Annotated in this window: 23 protein-coding genes and 1 tRNA gene; 15 read left to right on the top strand and 9 right to left on the bottom strand. The window is 26.3% G+C overall.

Annotation, left to right across the window (positions count from 1 at the left end):
- Positions 1–3: 3 nt before the first annotated feature.
- Both QML81_RS05845 and QML81_RS05840 read right to left on the bottom strand, forming a co-directional pair.
- The gene (locus QML81_RS05845; RefSeq protein WP_281950483.1) at positions 4–1,800 is read right to left on the bottom strand and encodes a biotin/lipoyl-containing protein; all 1,797 of its coding nucleotides are present in this window, start codon (positions 1,798–1,800) and stop codon (positions 4–6) included.
- Between the two features lie 12 nt (positions 1,801–1,812).
- Entirely contained in the window at positions 1,813–2,025 is a 213-nt protein-coding gene (locus QML81_RS05840) for an OadG family protein (RefSeq protein ID WP_281950482.1), read from the bottom strand.
- Positions 2,026–2,161: 136 nt separating this feature from the next.
- On the opposite strand from QML81_RS05840, the gene QML81_RS05835 reads away from it, so the two are divergent.
- Positions 2,162–2,392, top strand: a complete 231-nt coding sequence (locus QML81_RS05835) for a hypothetical protein (RefSeq protein WP_281950481.1) — start codon at positions 2,162–2,164, stop codon at positions 2,390–2,392.
- Complete coding sequence (locus tag QML81_RS05830) at positions 2,385–2,978, top strand: class I SAM-dependent DNA methyltransferase (protein ID WP_281950480.1); 594 nt, start codon at positions 2,385–2,387, stop codon at positions 2,976–2,978. The genes QML81_RS05835 and QML81_RS05830 overlap by 8 nt, the downstream gene beginning before the upstream one ends.
- On the opposite strand, the gene QML81_RS05825 is transcribed toward QML81_RS05830, so the two are convergent.
- The 3 genes from QML81_RS05825 to serB are packed head-to-tail and all read right to left on the bottom strand — an operon-like array spanning position 2,975 to position 4,856.
- A complete protein-coding gene (locus QML81_RS05825) occupies positions 2,975–3,703 on the bottom strand; it encodes a DUF72 domain-containing protein (RefSeq protein ID WP_281950479.1) in 729 nt (242 codons plus the stop codon). The two genes, QML81_RS05830 and QML81_RS05825, sit on opposite strands and share 4 nt — an antisense overlap.
- The gene (locus tag QML81_RS05820; RefSeq protein ID WP_281950478.1) at positions 3,693–4,202 is read right to left on the bottom strand and encodes a YbhB/YbcL family Raf kinase inhibitor-like protein; all 510 of its coding nucleotides are present in this window, start codon (positions 4,200–4,202) and stop codon (positions 3,693–3,695) included. Before QML81_RS05820 ends, QML81_RS05825 begins: the two co-directional genes overlap by 11 nt.
- A gap of 33 nt (positions 4,203–4,235) precedes the next feature.
- Positions 4,236–4,856 (bottom strand): phosphoserine phosphatase SerB, encoded by a 621-nt coding sequence (gene serB / locus QML81_RS05815; RefSeq protein ID WP_281950477.1) that lies wholly within the window; start codon positions 4,854–4,856, stop codon positions 4,236–4,238.
- Between the two features lie 165 nt (positions 4,857–5,021).
- On the opposite strand from serB, the gene QML81_RS05810 reads away from it, so the two are divergent.
- A complete protein-coding gene (locus QML81_RS05810) occupies positions 5,022–5,939 on the top strand; it encodes a methylenetetrahydrofolate reductase (RefSeq protein ID WP_281950476.1) in 918 nt (305 codons plus the stop codon).
- On the opposite strand, the gene QML81_RS05805 is transcribed toward QML81_RS05810, so the two are convergent.
- From QML81_RS05805 to greA, 3 genes are read right to left on the bottom strand one after another with little or no spacing between them, the layout of a single operon-like run.
- On the bottom strand, positions 5,936–6,655 hold the full coding sequence (locus QML81_RS05805) for a UDP-2,3-diacylglucosamine diphosphatase (protein ID WP_281950475.1): 720 nt from the start codon (positions 6,653–6,655) through the stop codon (positions 5,936–5,938). The two genes, QML81_RS05810 and QML81_RS05805, sit on opposite strands and share 4 nt — an antisense overlap.
- The gene (argC, locus tag QML81_RS05800) at positions 6,645–7,655 is read right to left on the bottom strand and encodes an N-acetyl-gamma-glutamyl-phosphate reductase (protein WP_425596324.1); all 1,011 of its coding nucleotides are present in this window, start codon (positions 7,653–7,655) and stop codon (positions 6,645–6,647) included. The genes QML81_RS05805 and argC overlap by 11 nt, the downstream gene beginning before the upstream one ends.
- Before the next feature lie 53 nt (positions 7,656–7,708).
- Positions 7,709–8,182, bottom strand: a complete 474-nt coding sequence (gene greA, locus QML81_RS05795; protein WP_345741164.1) for a transcription elongation factor GreA — start codon at positions 8,180–8,182, stop codon at positions 7,709–7,711.
- 162 nt (positions 8,183–8,344) lie between these two features.
- On the opposite strand from greA, the gene lpxB reads away from it, so the two are divergent.
- The 12 genes from lpxB (at position 8,345) to QML81_RS05735 (ending at position 21,667) form a co-directional block, all read left to right on the top strand.
- Positions 8,345–9,379, top strand: coding sequence for a lipid-A-disaccharide synthase (gene lpxB / locus QML81_RS05790; protein ID WP_281950472.1), 1,035 nt, complete (start codon positions 8,345–8,347; stop codon positions 9,377–9,379).
- A 3-nt stretch (positions 9,380–9,382) separates the two neighbouring features.
- A complete protein-coding gene (locus QML81_RS05785) occupies positions 9,383–10,477 on the top strand; it encodes a DegT/DnrJ/EryC1/StrS family aminotransferase (RefSeq protein ID WP_281950471.1) in 1,095 nt (364 codons plus the stop codon).
- 8 nt (positions 10,478–10,485) lie between these two features.
- Complete coding sequence (locus tag QML81_RS05780; RefSeq protein ID WP_281950470.1) at positions 10,486–11,382, top strand: Gfo/Idh/MocA family protein; 897 nt, start codon at positions 10,486–10,488, stop codon at positions 11,380–11,382.
- Positions 11,379–12,296: an AEC family transporter gene (locus QML81_RS05775; protein ID WP_281950469.1), complete on the top strand. Its 918-nt coding sequence runs from the start codon at positions 11,379–11,381 to the stop codon at positions 12,294–12,296. The genes QML81_RS05780 and QML81_RS05775 overlap by 4 nt, the downstream gene beginning before the upstream one ends.
- Before the next feature lie 37 nt (positions 12,297–12,333).
- Positions 12,334–13,119: a 5'/3'-nucleotidase SurE gene (surE, locus tag QML81_RS05770; RefSeq protein ID WP_281950468.1), complete on the top strand. Its 786-nt coding sequence runs from the start codon at positions 12,334–12,336 to the stop codon at positions 13,117–13,119.
- Positions 13,116–13,754: a ThiF family adenylyltransferase gene (locus QML81_RS05765; protein ID WP_281950467.1), complete on the top strand. Its 639-nt coding sequence runs from the start codon at positions 13,116–13,118 to the stop codon at positions 13,752–13,754. The genes surE and QML81_RS05765 overlap by 4 nt, the downstream gene beginning before the upstream one ends.
- Before the next feature lie 84 nt (positions 13,755–13,838).
- Entirely contained in the window at positions 13,839–15,188 is a 1,350-nt protein-coding gene (locus QML81_RS05760) for a hypothetical protein (RefSeq protein ID WP_281950466.1), read from the top strand.
- Complete coding sequence (locus QML81_RS05755; protein ID WP_281950465.1) at positions 15,185–17,374, top strand: tetratricopeptide repeat protein; 2,190 nt, start codon at positions 15,185–15,187, stop codon at positions 17,372–17,374. Before QML81_RS05760 ends, QML81_RS05755 begins: the two co-directional genes overlap by 4 nt.
- Position 17,375: 1 nt before the next feature.
- Complete coding sequence (locus QML81_RS05750; protein WP_281950464.1) at positions 17,376–18,671, top strand: glycosyltransferase family 2 protein; 1,296 nt, start codon at positions 17,376–17,378, stop codon at positions 18,669–18,671.
- On the top strand, positions 18,671–18,889 hold the full coding sequence (locus QML81_RS05745; RefSeq protein WP_281950463.1) for a hypothetical protein: 219 nt from the start codon (positions 18,671–18,673) through the stop codon (positions 18,887–18,889). Before QML81_RS05750 ends, QML81_RS05745 begins: the two co-directional genes overlap by 1 nt.
- The gene (locus QML81_RS05740) at positions 18,873–20,723 is read left to right on the top strand and encodes a polysaccharide deacetylase family protein (protein ID WP_281950462.1); all 1,851 of its coding nucleotides are present in this window, start codon (positions 18,873–18,875) and stop codon (positions 20,721–20,723) included. The genes QML81_RS05745 and QML81_RS05740 overlap by 17 nt, the downstream gene beginning before the upstream one ends.
- Complete coding sequence (locus QML81_RS05735) at positions 20,720–21,667, top strand: hypothetical protein (protein WP_281950461.1); 948 nt, start codon at positions 20,720–20,722, stop codon at positions 21,665–21,667. The genes QML81_RS05740 and QML81_RS05735 overlap by 4 nt, the downstream gene beginning before the upstream one ends.
- On the opposite strand, the gene QML81_RS05730 is transcribed toward QML81_RS05735, so the two are convergent.
- Positions 21,668–21,754: transfer RNA gene (locus tag QML81_RS05730), tRNA-Leu, on the bottom strand.
- Between the last annotated feature and the right edge of the window lie 12 nt (positions 21,755–21,766).

Raw genomic sequence — 21,766 nt, 5'->3', positions numbered from 1 at the left:
GGCTTACTCCATTGTGGCTAAAACTTGTCCCTCTTGGACACTATCATTAACTTTTACAGCTATATGAGCGATAACTCCATCTTTTGGAGCAGGAATATCAATCTCCATTTTCATAGATTCAAGAATCATTATTTTATCACCAGCTTTTACCTTATCACCAGGATTTACCAAAATTTTCCAAACAGTACCTGGCACTGCTGATTTAATTTCAGTCATTCCACCAGCTGCTTCGCCTTTGCTCTCTTGTTCTTCAACTATCTCAGCCTCTTTTTTTGCTTCTGCTTGAGGTTTAACTTCAACTTCACCCTCAGCAACTTCTACAACAAATTTTTCTCCATCAACAATTACAGTATAGATTCCACTTGTTTTACCCATGCTTTTTTTCTCCTCATCTTCTTTTTTTCTTATCATCAATGGACTCTCACCCTTTAAAAATGCTATACCTTTATCACCACATGCAGCAGCAATAAAGATATTTTCTTCAGAAGTTTCTATATTTTCATCTTCAAGTTTTTTCTTCCAATATGCAATAGATTTTGTCTCATCTCTATCAGCAATATCAAGAGGATTCTCTTTTGTTGGAGGAAGATTAAGCTGTTCACTTGCAAGTTCAACAATTGCAGGATCTGGCTCAACTGGAGTTTTCCCAAAATAACCAAGAACCATTCTTCCATATCCAGGAGCAATCTTTTTCCAAGGACCAAACATAACATTATTAAAAGCCTGTTGCCAATAAAATTGGCTAACTGGTGTAACACTTGTTCCAAATCCACCTTTTTCAACAACTTCTCTCATAGCTTTTATCACATCTGGATATTTATGTAAAATCTTATTATCTCTCATCATTTGAGTATTTGCTGTAAGAGCTCCTCCTGGCATAGGAGAAAAAGGAATCATAGGACTAACTTGTGTTGCTTCAGGTGGAATAAAATACTCTTTTAAACAATCTTTTAAAACCTCTTCATACTCAAGTACTTTTTCCATATCAAGCCCGCCTAAATCATAAGGCTTTCCTTTTGTTGCATGAAGCATTGTTATGATATCTGGCTGACTTGTTCCACCACTAACTGGAGCAGCAGCTAAATCAATTCCATCAATACCAGCTTCAAGAGCTGCTAAATAACAAGCAACACTTACACCTGCAGTTTCATGAGTATGAAGTCTTATATGAACATCTTTACCTAAAATTTTTCTTGCCATTTTTATCGTATCATAAACTTTTTGAGGAGAACTTGTCCCACTTGCATCTTTAAAAGCTAATGAATCAAACTCTATTCCTCTATCTAAAATCTCTCTTAATATTTTCTCATAAAATTCTGGCGTATGAGCTCCTGTGCATCCTGGAGGAAGATCCATAATAGTAATAACAGCTTCATGTTTCATACCATATTTTTTAATACATTTTGCAGAATATTCAAGATTATCAACATCATTTAATGCATCAAAATTTCTAACAGTAGTTGTACCATGTTTTGCAAACATTTTTGCAAAAAGATCAATCATCTCCCTGCTTCCGGTATCTAGCATAACCGTATTGATACCTCTTGCTAAAACTTGAAGATTAGCATCAGGACCAACTTTTTCCCTAAAAGTATCCATCATTTCAAAAGCATTTTCTCTTAGATAGAAAAAAAGGCTCTGAAACCTTGCGCCACCACCAAATTCAAAATGGTTTATTCCAACCTCTTTTGCAGCATCAAGGGCTGGCAAAAAGTCCTTCATCAAAACTCTTCCGCCAAATACAGATTGAAAACCATCACGGAAAGTTGTATCCATAATATCTATATATTTTTTCTTCATTTTCACCTCTTTTTATGAGTTTTTCATATGGTGAATTGCAGCAATAGTTGCAGCAACTTTTTTTAGTTTATCTTTTCTAGAAGGGGCTTGAGGAGGTTCCTCTTTTTGAGGAAAATATTTTTCAACAAGCTTATGCTGCATATCAAGCACAAGCACCATAACATATAAAAATATAAAAACGATACCCATACCAAGAATCATATATTTAATTGATTCTAAAATCATATCCTACTCCAAAAAACAAAATCTAAGTCATATTTTATGCCATTTTTGCTTATAATATCTTTTTATTTTATATATTATTGACAAAAATATCTTTTTTTATACAATTTCACACAATAAAATTTTATAGGAGTTTTTTATGGATAAAGATAAGGCTATGAATGAATTTAAAAAATATGAAAAAATGAGAATGGATATGTATGAATTTTTGGAAAAATATATCCCAAAAGATAAAAATGGTGAGCTTGATTTTAAAAATGCAAAAAAAATTGATGCTAAAGAGATATTTGATAGATGGTTTAAACTTGACTATCAAGCTAGAAAAATAAGAGGCATAGCAATAAATTGTTTAGGGCTCAAAGGTGAGTAGATTTGACAATGTTGCAAAAGAGTGGGATAAAAATAAAAGAAGAGTTGATTTAGCAAAAACTGTTGCAGATAATATTAAAAAAATTGTTCCTATTAAAAAAGATTTTAAAATACTAGATTTTGGATGTGGGACTGGACTATTATCATACAATTTTGAAAATGATGTGAAAGAGATTGTAGGAATTGACCTATCTTCTAAAATGGTTGAAGAGTTTAATAAAAAAAGTAAAAGCAAAAAAATTAAAGCATATTGCAAAGATATTGAAAATTTAGATGAAAAATTTGATCTTATAATTAGTTCTATGACTTTTCATCATATTAAAGATATTGAAAAAATTGGAAAAATTTTAAAAGATAGATTAAATAAAGATGGATATTTATGTATAGCTGATCTTGAAAGTGAAGATGGAACTTTTCATGATAAAGGAAATGAAGGAGTTTACCATTTTGGATTTGATATAGAAAATTTAAGTAAAATCTTTTCAAAAATTGGTTTTAAATTAATAAATAAAAATAGAGTATATACTATTAAAAAACATAAAGATTTTTATATATTTTTACTATGTGTTCAAAAAATAGAAAATTAATCTATTATAAATGACAAAAGTTTTTTTGCATTTAAAACAGCATACCCTTCAAAATCATTATTAAAATAGCAAAATACCTTTTTGTTTCTTTTAGTAAAATCTTTAATCTTTAATGCCCATTCTTTTAAATATTTATCACTATAAGATCCGGTATATCTACCACTTGGTCCATGAAATCTTATATAAATATTATCTGAAGTTTCTACTATTGGACTTTTTTTTCTTTCAAAATCGTGGATACAAAAAGAAACATTATAATGTCTTAACAATTCATAAGTATCCTCAAAATACCAGCTATCATTTCTAAACTCAACTGCATAATGATAACCTGTAGGTAATATATGTAAAAAAGATGCTAAAAGATCTAAATCTTTTTTTAAAGATGGAGGAAGTTGAAAAAGAATAATTCCTATTTTTCTCTTTAAAGGTTTTAAAAGATGCAAATATAAATAAATATCATCTTTTACATCTTTTAATCTTTTATAATGTGTTATTCCTCTATATGCCTTTAATGAAAATATAAAATCTTCTGGAGTTTTTTCATTCCAGTGCTCAACTGTTTTTTCTTTTGGAAGATGATAAAAGGTTGAATTTAACTCCACTGTATCAAAATTTTTTACATAATAATCAAAATATTTTGTTTTTGGTAAATCTTGGGGATAAAAAACCCCCTTCCAATGAGCATAATAAAATCCCGATGTTCCTATATATACTCTACCTTTCATATATTCCCATCAATACAGCTTCATCAACAACATGACCACTTATTAAGTTTAAAAGATTGGATTTACTTATTCCAGGTTCAGCATTTAATGCCTTATCTAATGCATATACTTTAATAAAATATCTATGTGCTCCATTTGGTGGGCAAGGACCGCCATATCCAATTTTACCAAAATCATTAACACCCTGTTTTATATTATATTCAAGAACAGGAGCATTTGGTATACCTTCTGGCAAAGAGTTAATTTCAGCTGGAATATCATAAATTACCCAGTGAACAAAAACTCCAACTGGAGCATCTGGATCATCCATTATTATTGCAAGAGTCTTTGCCTCTTTTGGTATATCTTCAAATATTAAAGGAATTGATATATCCTCACCATCACATGTATATTTTGCAGGAATAAAACCTTCATTTTCAAATGCTGGACTTTTTATCTCCATTGTAAATCCTTTTATTGTTATTAATAAAAGAGTTAAAGCAATTATTACTCTTTTCATTTGTAACCTTTAAGTATTATGATGCAATTTATTTTAAATGTAATTTAATACCTCTTTTAAATCTTTCTTTTCTATTATAACATTTGCCTCTTTTTTTAGTATATCTTTTGCACAAAATGCTATTTTTGTTTTTGCAAAAGCAAACATACTTCTATCATTTGCTCCATCACCAACAGCTATTGTATCATCTTTTTTTATACCCAAGAGTTCTTGAAGCCTCCGTAACATATCACCTTTGGAAAAATCAAACATCATATCTCCACCAACAAGTCCAGTAAGTTTTCCATTTTTAGAGTGAAGGATATTTGAAAAATCTGCATCTAATCCCAATACTTTTTTTGCATGAGTTGTTGCATTTCTAAAACCTCCACTAAAAACAACAACTTTATATCCCATTTTTTTAAGCTCATCAATTGTCTCTTTTGCTCCTGGCATAAAAGGGAGATTTTTACAAATTTTATCAACTTTTTCTACCTCAAGGCCTTCAAGAAGCTTTACTCTTGTTATTAAACTCTCAAAAAAATCAAGCTCCCCCCTCATTGCCATCTCAGTAATTTCAGCAACCTTTTCTTTTAAACCAAGCTCTCCTGCTAAAAAATCTATCGTCTCTCCATCCATTAAAGTAGAATCAAAATCAAATACACAAAGTTTCATTTAACTCCTTTTTATAATTAGTAGTTAGGAATTGGGAATTTGGAATTAGCTTCTTCACAGCTTATCTGCTATTCCACTTCACTACTTTCTAACTTTCTCATTCACCTTACTTAACTCAACATTTTATATGCTATAATACCCCAAAATTGATAACATGAGGATAAAATGTTTGAAAATTTAATCAATAAATTAAGAGAAGATAGATTTATAACACTTGAGACAACTCCTGGACATGAGCCTACAATTGAACCAATAATAAAAAAGTTAGAAAATTTAAAAAACATTGAAAAACTATGTGGATTTACTACAACGGACAACCCATTGGCTAGACTAAAATATAACTCTATTTTAGCCTCAATAAAGCTTCAAAACCGTTTTAAAAAACCTGTAATTGCTACTATTTCCATGAGAGATAGAAATAAAATAGCTCTGCAATCTGATCTTCTTGGAGCTAATGACTTTGATATTAGAGCAATTTTAGCATTAACAGGTGATCCAGCTAAAATAAGTGATCAACCAAATACAAAAGGAGTTTTTGAAGGAGACAGTACTCTTTTACTTGATATCATAAAATGTTTCAACGCCGGAATTGATTATGCAGGAAAACCTTTTAAAATAAGACCTAAAAAAATTTATCCTTTTGCTGTAAGTAACGCCTATGCTAAAAAAGATACAACTTTAGCAAAGAAATTTGCTAAAAAGATTGAACATGGTGCAGTAGGCATTATAACTCAACCGGTTTTCGATGTAGAAAATGCAAAAAATCTTTTAAATATTTTTGAACAAACTAGAAAAAACTTTTCAAATGAAAAAGCAAAAAGTGAATTAATCTTTGGATTTTTCCCTATTACTAAACTAAGAACTGCACAATTTTTAGCTTCGCATGTGCCAGGCATAAATGTACCATCAAATCTTGTTGATATTTTATATAAAGCTAACAAAATATCAGAAGAAGAAGAGTTTAAAGTTGGAATAGAATTTAGTAAAAATCTTTTTAAAGAGCTTTTAAAAATTCATCCAAAAATACATATAATGACTGCAAACAAATTTGAACTTGCAGATGAGATTTTAAATAATATTTAGATAATCTTCCTTAAATAAAATCTCTCTTCTGCGTATTCAAAAATCTCTCCATTACATTCAAGTGATGGGAGATTTATATATAAAACCTCATCTACTACTTCCATAACATTTTGATGAAAATGCCCTTCTAGAACAATTTTTACATCATACTCTTTATATTTTTTTATCTTATTTTTTATAGTTTGAGAGAAATTTTCTATCTCTTTACAAAGATTTTTTGAAGCATTATACTCTTGAATCTTTTTATAAAGATAATTTTTTGTAATTTTATTTAAAAATTCCAAAACCTTAATAACATTTTCCTCTTTTATAGTTTTTATATATACTTCATATTCATTATTTAGCCATAAATCTCCATGTGAAAGAGCAATTTTTTCATCTTTAGCCATAAAAATTTGTGGTTGAGATTCTCTTGGGAAAACTTCCATATAAGGAAAAATATCTTTCAAATTAAAATCATGATTTCCTTCAAAATAGTAACATTCATACTTTTTTGAAATCTTTTCTAACCTATCTATTACATCAATATTTTCAACAATACTCTCTTTAATTCCTCCAACTAAAAGATCAAATATATCTCCCATAAAAAATATTTGAGATGGTATAATTTCATGAGACTCTATTTTTTCAAGAAAATCTAAAAACTTCTCTCTTAATCCTTTTTGATAATGAACATCACTTACAAAAATTGCTTCTTCTCTTATTTTACGGTACATATGCTATCCTTGGTATTGCTATATTTTCTTCTAATCCAAACATTATATTTGCATTGACAACAGCTTGGGAGCTTGCTCCTCTTAAAAGATTGTCAATTGCACTTGATATAAAAAGATTTTTTTGATTTTTATATACAAATATATCACAAAAATTTGTTCCGCTAACATTTTTAATATCAACTGGCTCTTTTTTTATACGCACAAATTGCTCATCTGCATAAAAATCATTTAATACCTCATATGGATCTATATCATCTTTTAATCTTAAAAAAGAGCTAACAAGCATTCCTCTTGTTATAGGCAAAAGATGAGGAACAAAATTTATATCAAACTCTTTATTTGATAATTTTGATAATTTCTCTTTTATCTCAATTGAGTGTCTATGCTTTATTGGATTGTATGCATGTATATTTTCATTAATTGATACAAAATGTGTTTTATTTGAACATTTTTTGCCAGCCCCACTCACACCACTTTTTGCATCTATAAATATTGGGAAATTTTCATCTATAAAAGGTAAAAATGGAATTATTGATAAAAGCGTGGCTGTTGGATAGCATCCTGGATTTGCAACAAGAAAGCAATTTTCTATATCTTTTCTATAGATTTCGGGAAGACCATAAACTGCATATTTTAAATGCTCTTTATCCTCATGTTCACAATAATATTTTTCATAATTTTTTAAATCCAATCTATAATCTGCTGATAAATCAACAACTTTTATCCCTAAATCTAAAATATCTTTCGCAAAACCCATTGCACTTTTGTGTGGAAGGGCTAAAAAAACTAAATCAAGCTCTTCTATATCTTTAATATTGGCCTTTTTAACTTCCATATCCAATACATTTTTCAAAGATGGAAAAAGTTCATCTATCTTTTCTCCACCTTCACTACTTGCTAAATATGATAATTCAAAATTTGGATGATTTAAAAGTATCTTTATAAGTTCAAGTCCCGTATATCCACTTGCCCCTATAACTCCACATTTAATTTTCAAAATATATCCTTTTTATTTAGTTAAGTCAGGTGAGTAAGTTGAGTATGGTAAGTATATTACTCACCAAATTTTATTGGTTTATAATAGACCTCTAAAATTTCAAAATCGATTTCACCTTTAGGAAGTTTTACTGTTATCTCATCACCCTCTTCTTTTCCAAGAAGCTGCCTTGCTAAAGGTGTATGATATGATATTAATCCATGCTCAGGATTACTTTCAGTTGCTCCAACAATTGTATATTCAATCTCTTCATCCTCTTCTATATCAAGAAGTTTAACAGTTGATCCAAAACTTACCTTTTCATGAGAGAGTTTTGAAGGGTCAATTACTTGGGCTCTTGATAAAAGGTCACTAAGTTCAGCCAATCTTGCATCAATAAATGCAAGTCTCTCTTTTGCTGCATGATATTCAGCATTTTCTCTTAAATCTCCATGCTCTTTTGCTTTTTCAATCTCAACAACAACTTTTGGTCTTTCCTCTTTTAAAGTTTCTAGCTCCTCTTGCAATTTTTTATATCCAAACTCCGTCATAGGCTCTTTTTGCACATCTACTCCTTTTTTAATTTAGGTGAGTGAGGTTAGTATGGAGAGTAAGGTAAGTAAGATAATTCCTCACTTCCATACTAACCTCACTCAACTTACTCAACTATTTCACAATTTTTAGTATAATTATATCAACTTTTAGGAGAAGTAATGAAAGTTTTGATCAGCGCTTTTGAGAGATCTGCGAATATTCACTTAGCAGAAATTTTAAAACATATAAAAATTGAGCCTATTGGAATTTTTGATAAAACTTTAGGAAATCCTCTCATTGATCTTCAATCTTTATCAATTATGGGTTTTTTAGATGTTCTAAAAAAAATCCCTCTTTTTTTGGAACTGCAAAATGAGATGTTGTCTTTAGCAAAATATGCAGATAAAGTTTTACTAATAGATTCATCTGGATTTAATCTTCCGTTAGCAAAAAAGATAAAAAAAAGATACCCAAATAAGGAGATTATCTATTATATTCTCCCTCAAGCATGGGCTTGGAGAAAAAATAGAATAAAAATATTAGAAAAAAATATAGATAAACTCTGCTCAATTTTGCCTTTTGAGAAAAATTATTACTCAAAAAATGCTCCAATTGAGTATGTAGGACATCCTTTATTAGATGAGATAAAATATTTTAAAGAAAAGCCAACAAAATCTGATATTATCGCATTTTTACCAGGTAGCAGAAAAAGTGAGATAAAAAAACTAATGCCAATTTTTAAAAGAGTAAGAGAAAATATTGACAAAAAAGCTATCCTTGTAATTCCAAAACATTTTAATAAAGATGAGATTGAAAATATATATGGTGATATAAAAGATTTTAAGATTTCACATAATGCTCATAAAACTCTGTTTGAGGCAGAATTTGCATTTATATGCAGTGGTACTGCAACATTAGAGAGTACCCTTATTGGAACCCCTTTAGCTTTAACCTATATTGCAAAACCGATAGACTATTTTATAGCAAAAAATCTTGTAAATCTTGAATATGTTGGCCTTGCAAACATATTTGCAAAAGAGATAAACATTGAAAAAATTCATCCAGAATTTATACAAAATAGTGTAACATCACATAATCTAATTGAGTGTTATAAAAACTTTAATAAAGAAGAGTTTTTCGAAAACTCTTTAAAAATAAGAGAATATCTAAAACATGGAAGCGCAAAAAGAGTTGCGCAAATTATCAAAGGGTAAAAAATGAAAATGGATTTTATAGATTTAAAAACACAATATCAAGATTATAAAAATGAAATAGATAAAGAGATAAGTGAAGTTTTAAACAGTGCTGCATTTATTGGTGGGCCAAAAATAAGTGAACTTGAAAAAAATCTCTCTGAATTTACAAAGGCAAAATATACTCTAACTTGTAGCAGTGGAACAGATGCTTTGCTTTTAGCTTTAATGGCTATAGATATAAAAGAGGGTGATGAGGTTATAACAACTCCTTTTACATTTATTGCAACTGCAGAAGTTATTGCTTTTTTAAAAGCAAAGCCGGTTTTTGTAGATATAGATGAAAAAACATATAATATTGACCCATCTAAAATAGAAGAAAAAATCACAGATAAAACAAAAGCAATTATTCCTGTTAGCTTATATGGTCAGCCTGCAGATATGGATGAGATAAACAATATAGCAAAAAAATATAATTTAACAGTTATAGAAGATGGAGCACAAAGTTTTGGTGCTGAATATAAAGGAAAAAAGAGTTGTAATTTAAGCCATATTGGATGTACAAGCTTTTTCCCTTCTAAACCTCTTGGATGTTATGGAGATGGTGGAGCAGTTTTTACCAATGATGAAAAAATTGCAAAAAAAATAGCAATGCTTAAAAACCATGGACAATCAAAGAGATATGAACATGATATTATAGGTTTAAATGCAAGACTTGATGCAATTCAAGCTGCAATTTTGCTTGTGAAATTAAAATATTTTCCTTATGAAATTGAAAAAAGAATAGAAATTGGACAAAGATATACAAAATTTTTATCTGATTATGTAACTACTCCTTATGTTAAAGAGGATAGAACATCAGTTTATGCACAATATTCAATAAGGGTAGATAGAAGAAAAGAGATTATCAATAAATTAAATACCGCTGGTATTCCAACTGCTATTCATTATCCTAAACCTTTACATCTACAAAAAGCTTTTGAATATTTAGGATATAAAAAAGGTGATTTTCCAGTTTCAGAAAAAATATCTCAAGAGATTTTATCTTTACCTATGAGTCCTTTTTTAAAAATAGATGACCAAGACTATGTTATAAATACTCTAATTAAAGCATTGTAGGAATTGATATGGTAAATATTGCAATAATTGGCTTAGGCTCAATGGGGAAAAACCATTATAGAATATTAAAAAATATGTCAAATGTAAATATAACTGCTTTATGTGATATAGAAAAAAATAGCTGTTATAATGAGCCTTTTTATATTGATATTGATGAAATGCTTAAAAATGAAAATATAGATGCAGTTATTATCGCAGTACCTACTTTTTTACACAAAAATATCGCTTTAAAAGTTGCACAATATAATAAAGATATGTTTATTGAAAAGCCTGCAGCTTCAACAATTGAAGATGCTAAAGAGATACTTGAAATTGTAGAGAAAAAAAATCTTAAAAGCTGTATAGGTCATGTTGAAAGATTTAATCCTGCAATATTAAATATTAAAAATGAGTTAAAAAAAAGAACAATCTATACTATAGAAATAACAAGAGTTGGACCATTCCCACCAAGAATAAGTGATGTTGGTGTTCTAACTGATTTGGCTGTTCATGATATTGATCTTATTAGATATATAACAGGAAAAAATATTTTAGAAAAATCGATATTTAAATCTCAAAAAATCCATAACCATTATGAAGATAATGCAGTTTTAAGTTTTTTGCTTGAAGATGAAATAATTGCAAGCATAACTACTAACTGGCTAACTCCTTTTAAAAGAAGAAAAGTAGAAGTGGCTTGTGAAAAAATCTATTATGAAGCTGACCTAATTGCACAAACATTGCAGGGATTTTATGATTATCAAACAGACAACTCTTATAGAGTTAGAGATTTTCATATAAAAAAAGATGAGCCTTTGTTAAAAGAGTTAGAAGCATTCATAAAGTATTTAAAAAGTGGAGATAGAGGAAACTTAGCATCTATTGAAGATAGTATTGAAACATTAAAGGTTGCACTGCCTAAATGATGCAAACTGCCTTATCTTTGATATCAGTATATATTTTTATTGTCATTGGTTTTTTTTCAAAACTATTTTTTAAAGAAAAACTCAATGAAAAAACTCTTGTAATTTTATCAGTCTATATTCTTCAGCCTTTTTTGACATTTTGGGGACTTTTAAAAAAAGATATAGATTTTGATCTGATTTTTACTCCAATTTTCTTTATATTTATTTCAATTTCATTGATCTTTTTAAATATTTTTTTATCATCTTTTTTATTTGAAGATAAAAAGAAAAAATCAATTTCAACTATTGCAGGAATCATAGGAAATACTGGAAATCTTGGTATTCCTCTTGGTATTGCTATTTTTGGAGAAAACTCAATTGCTTATACAACTATGATAAATCTTGCTAATGTTTTTATTGTGTATACATTTGGAGTATATTTTTATTCAAGAGGAGAGTTTGATATAAAAAGCTCTCTTTTAAATATAATAAAACTTCCAATATTATGGTTTGCAATTCTTGCAATAATTTTTAATATTTATCATATTCCAATAAATAGCTCTTTGGAAAAATCTCTTGAGATGGGAGCCTATGCAAGTATTGTGATTCAGCTAATGATATTTGGAATATATCTGAATTCTGTAAAAATAAAAGAGCTTGATTTAAAACTTTTAAGTTTTATAAATATAACAAAATTTATAACAGTTCCTATAATTTCATTTTTAATAATAAAATTTCTTCCAATTGAGAATTTTTCAAAAGCTGTTCTTTTTATGGAAACAATAATGCCTCTTGCTGTAACTAATGTAAATCTTTCTGCTTTGTATAACTGTAGACCAAAAGATGTTACAGCTGCTGTTTTTAGTACATCAATTCTATTTTTAATACTAATTTTTTTATATCTTCCATTTATTCAAAAACTTATGCAAAACTGAAATTGGTTATAATTTCAAAAAAATTTAAGGATTGAGATTGAAAAAAAGAATTTTAATAACAAATGATGATGGATTTGAATCTTTAGGATTAAAGGCTTTGATTGATGCTGTTAAAGATTTAGCTGAAGTAACAGTAGTTGTTCCAGTAAATGAAAAGAGTGCATGCGGACATAGTTTAACATTAACAAGGCCTTTAAGATTTGTAGAAATTGACGATAATTTTTATAAACTTGAAGATGGAACGCCAACTGATTGTGTGTATCTTGCTTTAAATGCATTATACAGTGAAAACAGTAAACCAGATTTGATTATCAGCGGTATAAACAGAGGCGCAAATATGGGAGAAGATATTACATATTCTGGAACTGTAGCAGGAGCAATGGAAGGTGCGATTTATGGAATTCCTTCTTTTGCAATAAGTCAGGTATGTAATAATAACTGCGAAGAGACTGAAATTGAGATAGGATATGATCTTGCTAAAGAGGTTGCTAGAAAGATAGCAATAAAATTTTTAAATGAAAAAAATCCATTAAGTGATAGAAGACTTTTAAACATTAATGTACCCCCATTAAAACCAAAAGATTTAAAAGGATACAGAATTACAAAAGCTGGATATAGACTTTATGCAAATGATGCCCATCTTCATAGAAATCCAAGAGGGATAGAGTATTGGTGGCTTGGACTTCATCCATTAGAGTGGAAAAGAAGTGAAGATAGATCTTGTGATTTTGAAGCAATAAAAGATGGATATGTCTCTATTACGCCTATTAAAGCTGATTTAACAGCTTATGAAGAGATAGAAAAGTTAAGGAAGTGGATTTGAGATTTGAAAGATGTAGAACTCTGTTTGGCAAAGATTTTGAAAGATTGCAAAATGCAAAAATTTTAATTCTTGGAGTTGGTGGAGTTGGAAGTTTTTGTTTAGATTGTTTATATAGAAGCGGTGTTTTAAATATTACTATTGTGGATTATGATGTATATGAAATTACAAATCAAAATAGGCAGATAGGAAGTGAGCATATAGGAGAAAAAAAGGTTGAAGTTTTAAAAAAGCTTTATCCAAATATAAAAGCAATAGAGGTAAAAATCGATCAAAATTGGGTAGAAAATTTTGATTTTGAGCCTTTTGATATTGTTATAGATGCTATTGATGATATCAATGCAAAAGTTGCTATTGCAAAAAAGTGTTCAAATAAACTAATCTCATCTATGGGAAGTGCAAAAAAGTGTGATCCAACTCTTATAAAAAGTGCATCTATTTGGAAAACATATGGAGATGCTTTTGCAAAAAAGTTTAGATATGAGCTTAAAAAAGCTGGATTTAAAGGAGATTTTTTAGCTGTGTTTTCGCCTGAAGAGGCCAAATGTAAAGATTTAGGAAGCTTTGTTGGAGTCACTGGTTCTTTTGGACTTGTGTTATGTAGTGAAGCTATAAAATTTATTTCAATAAAACAATAAATTATCATTCTTATTTAAGCTTTTTTTATATAATATTTTATCTATTTAATATAAATTTAATTTATATGCAAACCAGGACAATTTATGGAACTTTATAAAATATTGAATGATTCTTCATATATAGCTATATCTGGAAATTCTGGTACAGGCAAACTCACTTTTGCTTCCTGGTTAATTAAAAATGCTTTTGATGAAAAAGCTATTATTTTTTCATCTCAATATGAAAATATTTTAATAAAGAAGATAAATATTTTACATAAAAATTTTGATAATTTTAAAGATTTATATAATCATCTTGATATTTTCACAATTAAGCCAGATTGGAAAGATATAAAAGAAAAATACTCTTTTTTGCTATTTATAGAAGAGATTGAAAAAATAATAAAAGAAAGTAGTGCAAAAAATATTATTTTTCATAGATTTTCACAATTTTTTGAGAATATGGATCTTAATGATATTGAATTTTTTATAAAAAATCTAACAGATATAATTCAAAAATATCAAAAAAGAGTATTTGTTTTATTAAATAAAGAAAATCCACTATATGAAATGATTGAGGAAAACTTATACCAATTCATTGATATAAATTTTGATGTTAAAAATTTTGATAATTTTTCAAAAAATATTTCTATTAAATACTCTCTATTTCCATTGAAAGAAAATGAGTTTTATTTTAAAATAGATAAAAATAGATTTAAGTTAATTACAAAAAAGAATGAAAAAATAGTTACCAAAAAAAATATACTAGTTTTTACAAAAGATGAGTATCTTTCAAAGCTTCATAGTTACATATTTGATAATAATAATTTTATAAATCTTACTATAGAAAATGATCCTTTAAAAATTTTAGAAGAATTTTTAAAAAATCCAGATATTACAATTTATCATAGTGAAGATATAGATGTTCAATCATGTAAATTTTTAAAGGAAAGTCCTCTTAATACTCAAATTTTATTACTTTTAGAGAAAAAGTTTATAAGAACAGAAGATAAAATAAATGCTATAAATAATGGATGTAGTGATATTACAACCTATTATAATCTAAGTGATTATATCTTTTTATTAGAAAAAAGTCTTGAAAATAGTTTTTACAGTAATAAAAAGATAGAAATAAATGTGAACTATTTTAAAGAAAAAAAGGATTTTTTAGAGGTTATTAACCTATTAATAAAAAAAAGGCTATTTTTTACTATATTTCAATTTAAATACAATCAAAATCTTCATATAGATGATTTAATAAATAGACTAAGAAAGTATGATAGAGTCTTTTTTGATAAAAAAGAGAAAAAATTGTATCTTTTAATGTTAAATTTTCAAAAAAATAATTATGAAATTTTAGAAAATAAATTTAGCGATTTTAAAGATTATCTTTTATTGGGAAAATCTTTTGATTCTCTTGATATCTTTTATCAAAAGGCATATATCTTCTCATGAAAATGATTTTCATTTTAATTTTGCTTCTTTTATCTCTCTTTGCAAATGAAAATTTAAAACAAAATCTATTTAATAAATCTGAGAAAGAGATTATTATAAATTTTAAGAAAGATTATGATTTCTCTCCTATAGAAAAATATGCACAATACCTATATATATTTAAATCAAAAAAGAAAACAATTAATTTTTTAAAAAAATTTATTTCAAAATATCCTTTCTATAAATATGCATATAAAGTACTTGCAATGTATCAAGTCTACATTCATAATATAAAAGATGCTAGAAAATCTTTAAAAAAAATTGGTTTAAAAGATGAAGAGATAGATTTTGAAATTGCTAAATATCTTGCATGGAATGGTGACTTTGAATTAAGCAAAAAAATATTTTTAAAAATAATCAAAAATAGTAAAAATAAAAAACTTAAAATAAAATCTTTTAAATATATGGGATTTATATATTATTGGAATGGAGATTATAAAAAAGCAAAAAAATATTTCAATGAATATCTGAAATTTTACAAAAGTGATGAAGTAAATGAAGCTTTAATGGTAATCGAAAAAAAATATCAATATTTAATTAAAAAATATGAAAAATTATATAAATCAAATCCAGATAATATTCAATACATTTATAAACTCGCACTTTATAATCAAAAAGCAGGAAATATAAAAAAAGCAATTAAATTTTATGAAGTTTATTATGGGAAAAATCCTTTAGATATATCTGTTTTAAGAGAGTTAGGAATTTTATATTTAAGATTGAAAAATGAAGATGTTGGATTTAATTATTTAAAAAAATATGCACAAATAACACAAACTTTTTTGGCATATAAGGAGCTATATAATCATTATATATGGTTTAATAAAATTCATGAAGCTCAAAATCTTTTTTTATATATGTCACAAAAATTTAAAAATAATAAAGAATTTATTATTTTTAGAGAAAAACATTATTATAAAATGTACAAAATTTTTAATGAAAGAAAAGAGTATAAAAAAGCTATTAAATATTTAGAAAAAATAAAATTTGTTAATTGCCAATATTTTTATGAATATATTAATTTACTTCAAATATTAAATATATACGAATCACTTGAAAAAAATATTAAAGAGTTTAAAATCCAATGTAAAAATGAAAAAAAATTAATACAAAAGATAAAATCTTTAGAAGAGAATCTAACAAAAGTAAAAGTAGCTGAAGGAATCAAAAAAGATATCAAACCAAAATATAGTGTATTGGATCTTTATAAATTAAAAAAAATTAAAATAAAAAATACATCTCAATTGCTTTCAAAAGATAATATAGAAGATAAAATTGATATAGAAGAAAATATACTAAAAAACGATAAAACTTTAGAGTTTGATTTTTATCATTATAGTGATAAAGATCATATTAACTTTTATAATAAAAAAATAGTTTTTTCTAAGATATTTAACGACAAAGTTAATCTACATATATCACCACAAATTTGGAAACTTATTGATGATGAAAGTCTAAAGGGAAAAACTTTACAGACATCTTTAAAATATTCAAACTATAATTTTGGAATTAATTTTGACAAATTTAATTCAAAAACTGATTTTAGCCCATATTTTCAATATGAAACTACATATAAAAAAGTCTCAATAAGAACTACTATCAAAAAAAGAAATTATGGATTTTTAAAATATAGAAAATATCTTTTTGATGAAAGAATTGATGCAATCTCTTTAGATTTTGATTTTTATAAAGATATAGATCTAAAAAAGAAAAAATATATATGGGCATCTATTGAATTTGATAAAGTTGATGATGGGAATAAAGCTTTGACTGCTCAATTTGTTTATCAATATCTATTTAAAAAATATTACTCTTTTGAAAATGGTTTTATTGTTTCTGGCTGGTATCATCTTAATTCAAAAACAAGTGATTATTACTATTCTCCTAAATTTTATGATAGTACATTTTTAGGTATAGAGACAAAAAAAATAAAAAACAACTATTCTTTCTTATTTAAGCCTGAAATTGGATATAGTTTTAAAGAAAGTAGCTTTTTATATCAAATTTCATCTTGGTTAGAGTATCGATTTGATCAACATTCAAGTATAAAATTATCTTTTATACAAGGAAATTCTTTATCAAAAAGCTCTAATAATCAAAATTACTGGTATAGAGAAGTAAACTTCAAGCTATTATATAGATGGTAAAATGAAAGAGATTTTATTTATTTTTTTTATAATATTTTTAATAACTTTTAGTTTATATCATTCGGCAAATCTTATTGATTACTATATTAATTTTGAATCAACTTTTATTAGATTTGGTGTAATTTTAATCATTGCTTTTACTTTCATTATTATTCTTAGATATCTATCTTTGATAATTTTTTCTATTCTTAAAACTGTTTTTAAAAGTGCAGAAGAAAAACCAATCAGTTATAAAAATTTTAAAGTATCTGCAATTATTCCTGCATACAATGAAGGAGTTATTATAAAAGCACCAATCCGCTCTTTATTACAACAAACATATAAAAATTTAGAAATCATTGTTGTCGATGATGGTTCAACTGATGACACATATAAACAGGCAAAATTTTTTGAAAATTTATCTAATAATGTAAAAGTTTATAAAAAAAGAAACGAAGGTAAAGCAAAAGCATTAAATTTTGGTATTGAAAGATCAACAGGTGAGTTAATTTTATGTATAGATGCTGATTCCAGACTTGATAAATATGCGGTAGAAAAAATGGTTGAATATTTTAATGATGAGGAAATATCTGCAGTTGCCGGTTCTGTTTTTGTTGCAAATCAAAATAATATATTAACAAAACTCCAAGCATTAGAATATGTAGAAGGCTTAAATATGGCTAGAAATGGCCAAGCTTTTTTAAAGTTGGTAAATATCATACCTGGCCCAATAGGAATGTTTAGAAAAAAAAGTGTTAAAGAAGTTGGAGGATATGATAGCGATACATTTGCAGAAGATTGTGATTTAACTCTAAAACTTTTAGATAATGGATATAAAATAGAGTTTGAATCGGATGCTGTTGCATACACAGAAGCCCCTGAACATCTTTTAGATCTTTTAAAACAGAGATATAGATGGACAAGAGGTATTTTACAATCTATCAAAAAACATAAAAAACGCCTTTTCTCCTTTAAAAAGCCTTCAATGTTTTTTGTTTTGTGGTATATGCTATTTGAAGCTGTACTTTGGCCATTTATGGATACCTGGGCAAATATGTTTTTAATATTTATTTCATTAAAGTATGGAGCAGATATTTTATTGATTTATTGGTGGCTTTTTTTTACAATATTGGATGTAGCAGGTGCTTTTTACTGTATAATGGTCACAAAAGACAATCTAAAATTAGCTCTTTATGCTATATTTTACAGACTATATTTTATATCAATTATAAATATTTCAAAAGTTTTTGCAACTCTTGAAGAGTGGTTCAATATAGAAATGAATTGGGGAAAACTTGAAAGAAAAGGAAAATTGTAATGAATTTTATAGCTTTATTATCTTTTGTAATTTTAATTATTACTATTTTGACTCTAATTTTTGGAATTATTGCCTATTTCCTTTATAAAGCTAGAGAAAAAAAATCAAAATTAAAAAATAGAATCATTCCTTATGAAGAAGCTTTAAAAATAGAAAATAGCAATTATCTTTTCTTTAAGAAAATAGAATTTGAGGAAAAAAATGATTTTGAAAAATAATGTGCCTCAAAAAAATATTTTTTTATTTCCTTATATATTGAAAATATTTTTAATTGCTATTTTTTTACTCTTTTTATCTTCATATTTAACTATAAAAATTTTTCAAAATTTTACTGATATAAATGTATTTGCTCCTATTTCAAAAAAAGAGAAAAAGATTTATATTTTAAAATCAAATTCAACCATTAAAAGATTTAATGATATAGGAGTTGGAGAAAAAAATTATTTATGGAATATTGAGACAATAAAAAATGTTCTTAATAAAAATGGATATAAACCGGTTGTTATTAAAGAAAATGAGATAAAAAAAATGCCAGAAAAATCTACCTTACTTTTAATTGATGCAATATCCTTACCTAAAAAAATACAAAAAAATATATTGAAATTTTTAGAAAATGGAGGAAGTTTAATTTTTAATTTTAATTGTGCTTATAGTGATGAAAAAGGCAATTTTTTAGGAGATAATTTTGTAAAGAAAATAACTAATTTTAAAAATAACAAAAAATATTCTCATTTAAATACAAAAAACAGTGATATATTTATAGTACCAAAAATATTATCCCCTTTTCACAATAGTTCAAAAAATGGTAAAAGAGCTGATTTAGTACTTTATGATAATATTCCCTATTTTAAATCTTCTTCTATTCCAGATATTACACTAACCAACTGGTCTTTAACTTCTCCACCACTTGATCAATTTAATAAAAGACTTTCTATAAATGAATCTGGTGTATTATGGCATGGAAATTATAAAAAAGGTATGTGGATATATTTCTCTTTTCCATTTTATTCATTTTTCTCTTCAAAAGAAAATAGCAACTATTATGATAATTTATTATTAGATATTATAAACTTTGCTTATAATGGATATAGCATTGCAAAATTCCCTTACATTGATAAAAAAGATTTAGTATTTATTTCTGAAGATACAGAATATAAATTTGAAAATTTGAAAAATTTTTCCAATTTATCAAAAAAATATAAACTTTATACTACAGCTTTTTGTGTAGCAAATTTAGCAGAAAAGAATAGGGATATTTTTATTCAATCAAGTAAAAATATATATTTAGAGATTGCATCACATAGCTATTCACATACAAATTTATTAAATGAAAGTGAAAAAAAATTAGAAAAAGAGATAAAATATTCAAAAGAAATATTGGAAAAATTATCAAAAAGAAAAGTAATAGGTTTTAGACCACCAAGAGAAGAGGTAGATAAAAATGTTATAAAATGGTTAACAAATAGTGGATATAGATATGTATTGGAAAAAAACAAAGACCAACTATTTCCATTTTTTTACAATGATACACTACTGACTATACCTCGTGTCGGCACAGATGATTATGCATATATGGCTGAAACAGATATGACAAAAAAAGAGATTTTTGAAAATATTATTGAAGAGATGAAATTCATAACATCATTAAATGGAATATATACTTTAAGTGTCCATACACATCTTTTTACATATAAAGATAATATTATTACTTTGGCTAAATTTTTTAATTATCTTAAAATAAATAAAAAAAATGTAGCAAATGGAGAACAGATTTATAATATTATAAAACAGTTTTATAATATAAATTTAGATATTAAAAAGGCAGAAAAAAATTTTATTGTAACTGTGTCAAATTTAAATACGAAAGATGTTGAAAATTTCAAATTCAGACTCTATTGGAATAAATTTTCAAAAATTAAAAAACCATACTCTCAATTTTCAGGTATTAAAATTTACATAAAAAACTTTAATAAAGAAAGATATAGTGATATTACAATTAAAAAACTACCTCCAAAAACGACTATAAATATAACTATACCTTTTGAATCATGAAAAAAATAGTATTGATTCTCTTTTTTATATCATCTATTTTTGCCCAAGATTTTTATCTTAGTATTGGAGGATATGAAAATATCATATTTAAAAACAAAAAATTTTTAATATCTAATTTTTTAAATAAAAATCTATCAAATTTTAATTCATATTCTTTATGGATTACAAAAGATTGGAATGAAAATTGGTATTCGATTGAAAAAATTAATAGTTCAATAAAACAAGGATTAACACCGATCTTTATATTTTATTGGTTTGAAGATGAAATATGTAATGATTTTGTTAAAAAAAATAGAAAAAAATATTTTTTACATCTTAAAAAATTTTCAAATTTTTTAAAAAAAATAAAAGGGAAAAAAATTGTTATATTAAACCCAGAATTTAATCAAAATGATATCTATAAAAGTAAAAAATTTAATACTATTTTAATAAAAAGTATAAAAATTTTAAAAGAAGATAATAAAAATACTCTTATTGGATTTTGCTTGGGAGATTTTGGAGATTATGATTTAATAGAAGATGAACTAAATTGGAAAATGTATGAAAAATCATATATAAAAGCTATAAAATATATTGATTTTATCGCTTTTCAAGAAATGAGAGCATTAACAAGAAATAAAAAATATCAAATTTTAAATACTCCATATCGAGCTTTCGCATTTGCTAAATTTCTTTATAAAAGATATAAAAAGCCAACTTTTTTAGCATATTTAGCAATATCTTCATATAAAGATAATAATTTACAAAACAAAGTATTAGAAACTTTCAACGAACTTCTTCCATGTATAAAAAAAGAGGCAAACTTAATAGGAATAAACTATTTTCATTTGATAGATCAACCATCACAAAAAGGATACTTTAAAAAAGCTGAAAAATTCTTTGGAGTTATTGATAAGTATGGAAATCCCAAAAAAAGCTTTAAAACAATTCAAAATCTAAAATAGTGGTGCGGCAGAGAGGACTTGAACCTCCACGGGATAACTCCCACAAGGCCCTCAACCTTGCGCGTCTACCAGTTCCGCCACTGCCGCTTAAGAAATATT

The sequence above is a fragment of the Nitrosophilus kaiyonis genome (assembly GCF_027943725.1).
Taxonomy (GTDB): domain Bacteria; phylum Campylobacterota; class Campylobacteria; order Campylobacterales; family Nitratiruptoraceae; genus Nitrosophilus_A; species Nitrosophilus_A kaiyonis.
The sequence above is the reverse complement of the archived record's forward strand: the minus strand, read 5'-3'. Positions and strand labels throughout refer to the sequence as shown.

Bases quoted from the DNA above. Each gene is read 5' to 3' on its own strand.
- QML81_RS05845 (WP_281950483.1), bottom strand. From the start codon at position 1,800: ATGAAGAAAAAATATATAGATATTATGGATACAACTTTCCGTGATGGT.
- QML81_RS05840 (WP_281950482.1), bottom strand. From the start codon at position 2,025: ATGATTTTAGAATCAATTAAATATATGATTCTTGGTATGGGTATCGTT.
- QML81_RS05835 (WP_281950481.1), top strand. From the start codon at position 2,162: ATGGATAAAGATAAGGCTATGAATGAATTTAAAAAATATGAAAAAATG.
- QML81_RS05825 (WP_281950479.1), bottom strand. From the start codon at position 3,703: ATGAAAGGTAGAGTATATATAGGAACATCGGGATTTTATTATGCTCAT.
- QML81_RS05820 (WP_281950478.1), bottom strand. From the start codon at position 4,202: ATGAAAAGAGTAATAATTGCTTTAACTCTTTTATTAATAACAATAAAA.
- serB (WP_281950477.1), bottom strand. From the start codon at position 4,856: ATGAAACTTTGTGTATTTGATTTTGATTCTACTTTAATGGATGGAGAG.
- QML81_RS05810 (WP_281950476.1), top strand. From the start codon at position 5,022: ATGTTTGAAAATTTAATCAATAAATTAAGAGAAGATAGATTTATAACA.
- QML81_RS05805 (WP_281950475.1), bottom strand. From the start codon at position 6,655: ATGTACCGTAAAATAAGAGAAGAAGCAATTTTTGTAAGTGATGTTCAT.
- greA (WP_345741164.1), bottom strand. From the start codon at position 8,182: ATGACGGAGTTTGGATATAAAAAATTGCAAGAGGAGCTAGAAACTTTA.
- lpxB (WP_281950472.1), top strand. From the start codon at position 8,345: ATGAAAGTTTTGATCAGCGCTTTTGAGAGATCTGCGAATATTCACTTA.
- QML81_RS05785 (WP_281950471.1), top strand. From the start codon at position 9,383: ATGAAAATGGATTTTATAGATTTAAAAACACAATATCAAGATTATAAA.
- QML81_RS05780 (WP_281950470.1), top strand. From the start codon at position 10,486: ATGGTAAATATTGCAATAATTGGCTTAGGCTCAATGGGGAAAAACCAT.
- QML81_RS05775 (WP_281950469.1), top strand. From the start codon at position 11,379: ATGATGCAAACTGCCTTATCTTTGATATCAGTATATATTTTTATTGTC.
- QML81_RS05760 (WP_281950466.1), top strand. From the start codon at position 13,839: ATGGAACTTTATAAAATATTGAATGATTCTTCATATATAGCTATATCT.
- QML81_RS05755 (WP_281950465.1), top strand. From the start codon at position 15,185: ATGAAAATGATTTTCATTTTAATTTTGCTTCTTTTATCTCTCTTTGCA.
- QML81_RS05750 (WP_281950464.1), top strand. From the start codon at position 17,376: ATGAAAGAGATTTTATTTATTTTTTTTATAATATTTTTAATAACTTTT.
- QML81_RS05745 (WP_281950463.1), top strand. From the start codon at position 18,671: ATGAATTTTATAGCTTTATTATCTTTTGTAATTTTAATTATTACTATT.
- QML81_RS05740 (WP_281950462.1), top strand. From the start codon at position 18,873: ATGATTTTGAAAAATAATGTGCCTCAAAAAAATATTTTTTTATTTCCT.
- QML81_RS05735 (WP_281950461.1), top strand. From the start codon at position 20,720: ATGAAAAAAATAGTATTGATTCTCTTTTTTATATCATCTATTTTTGCC.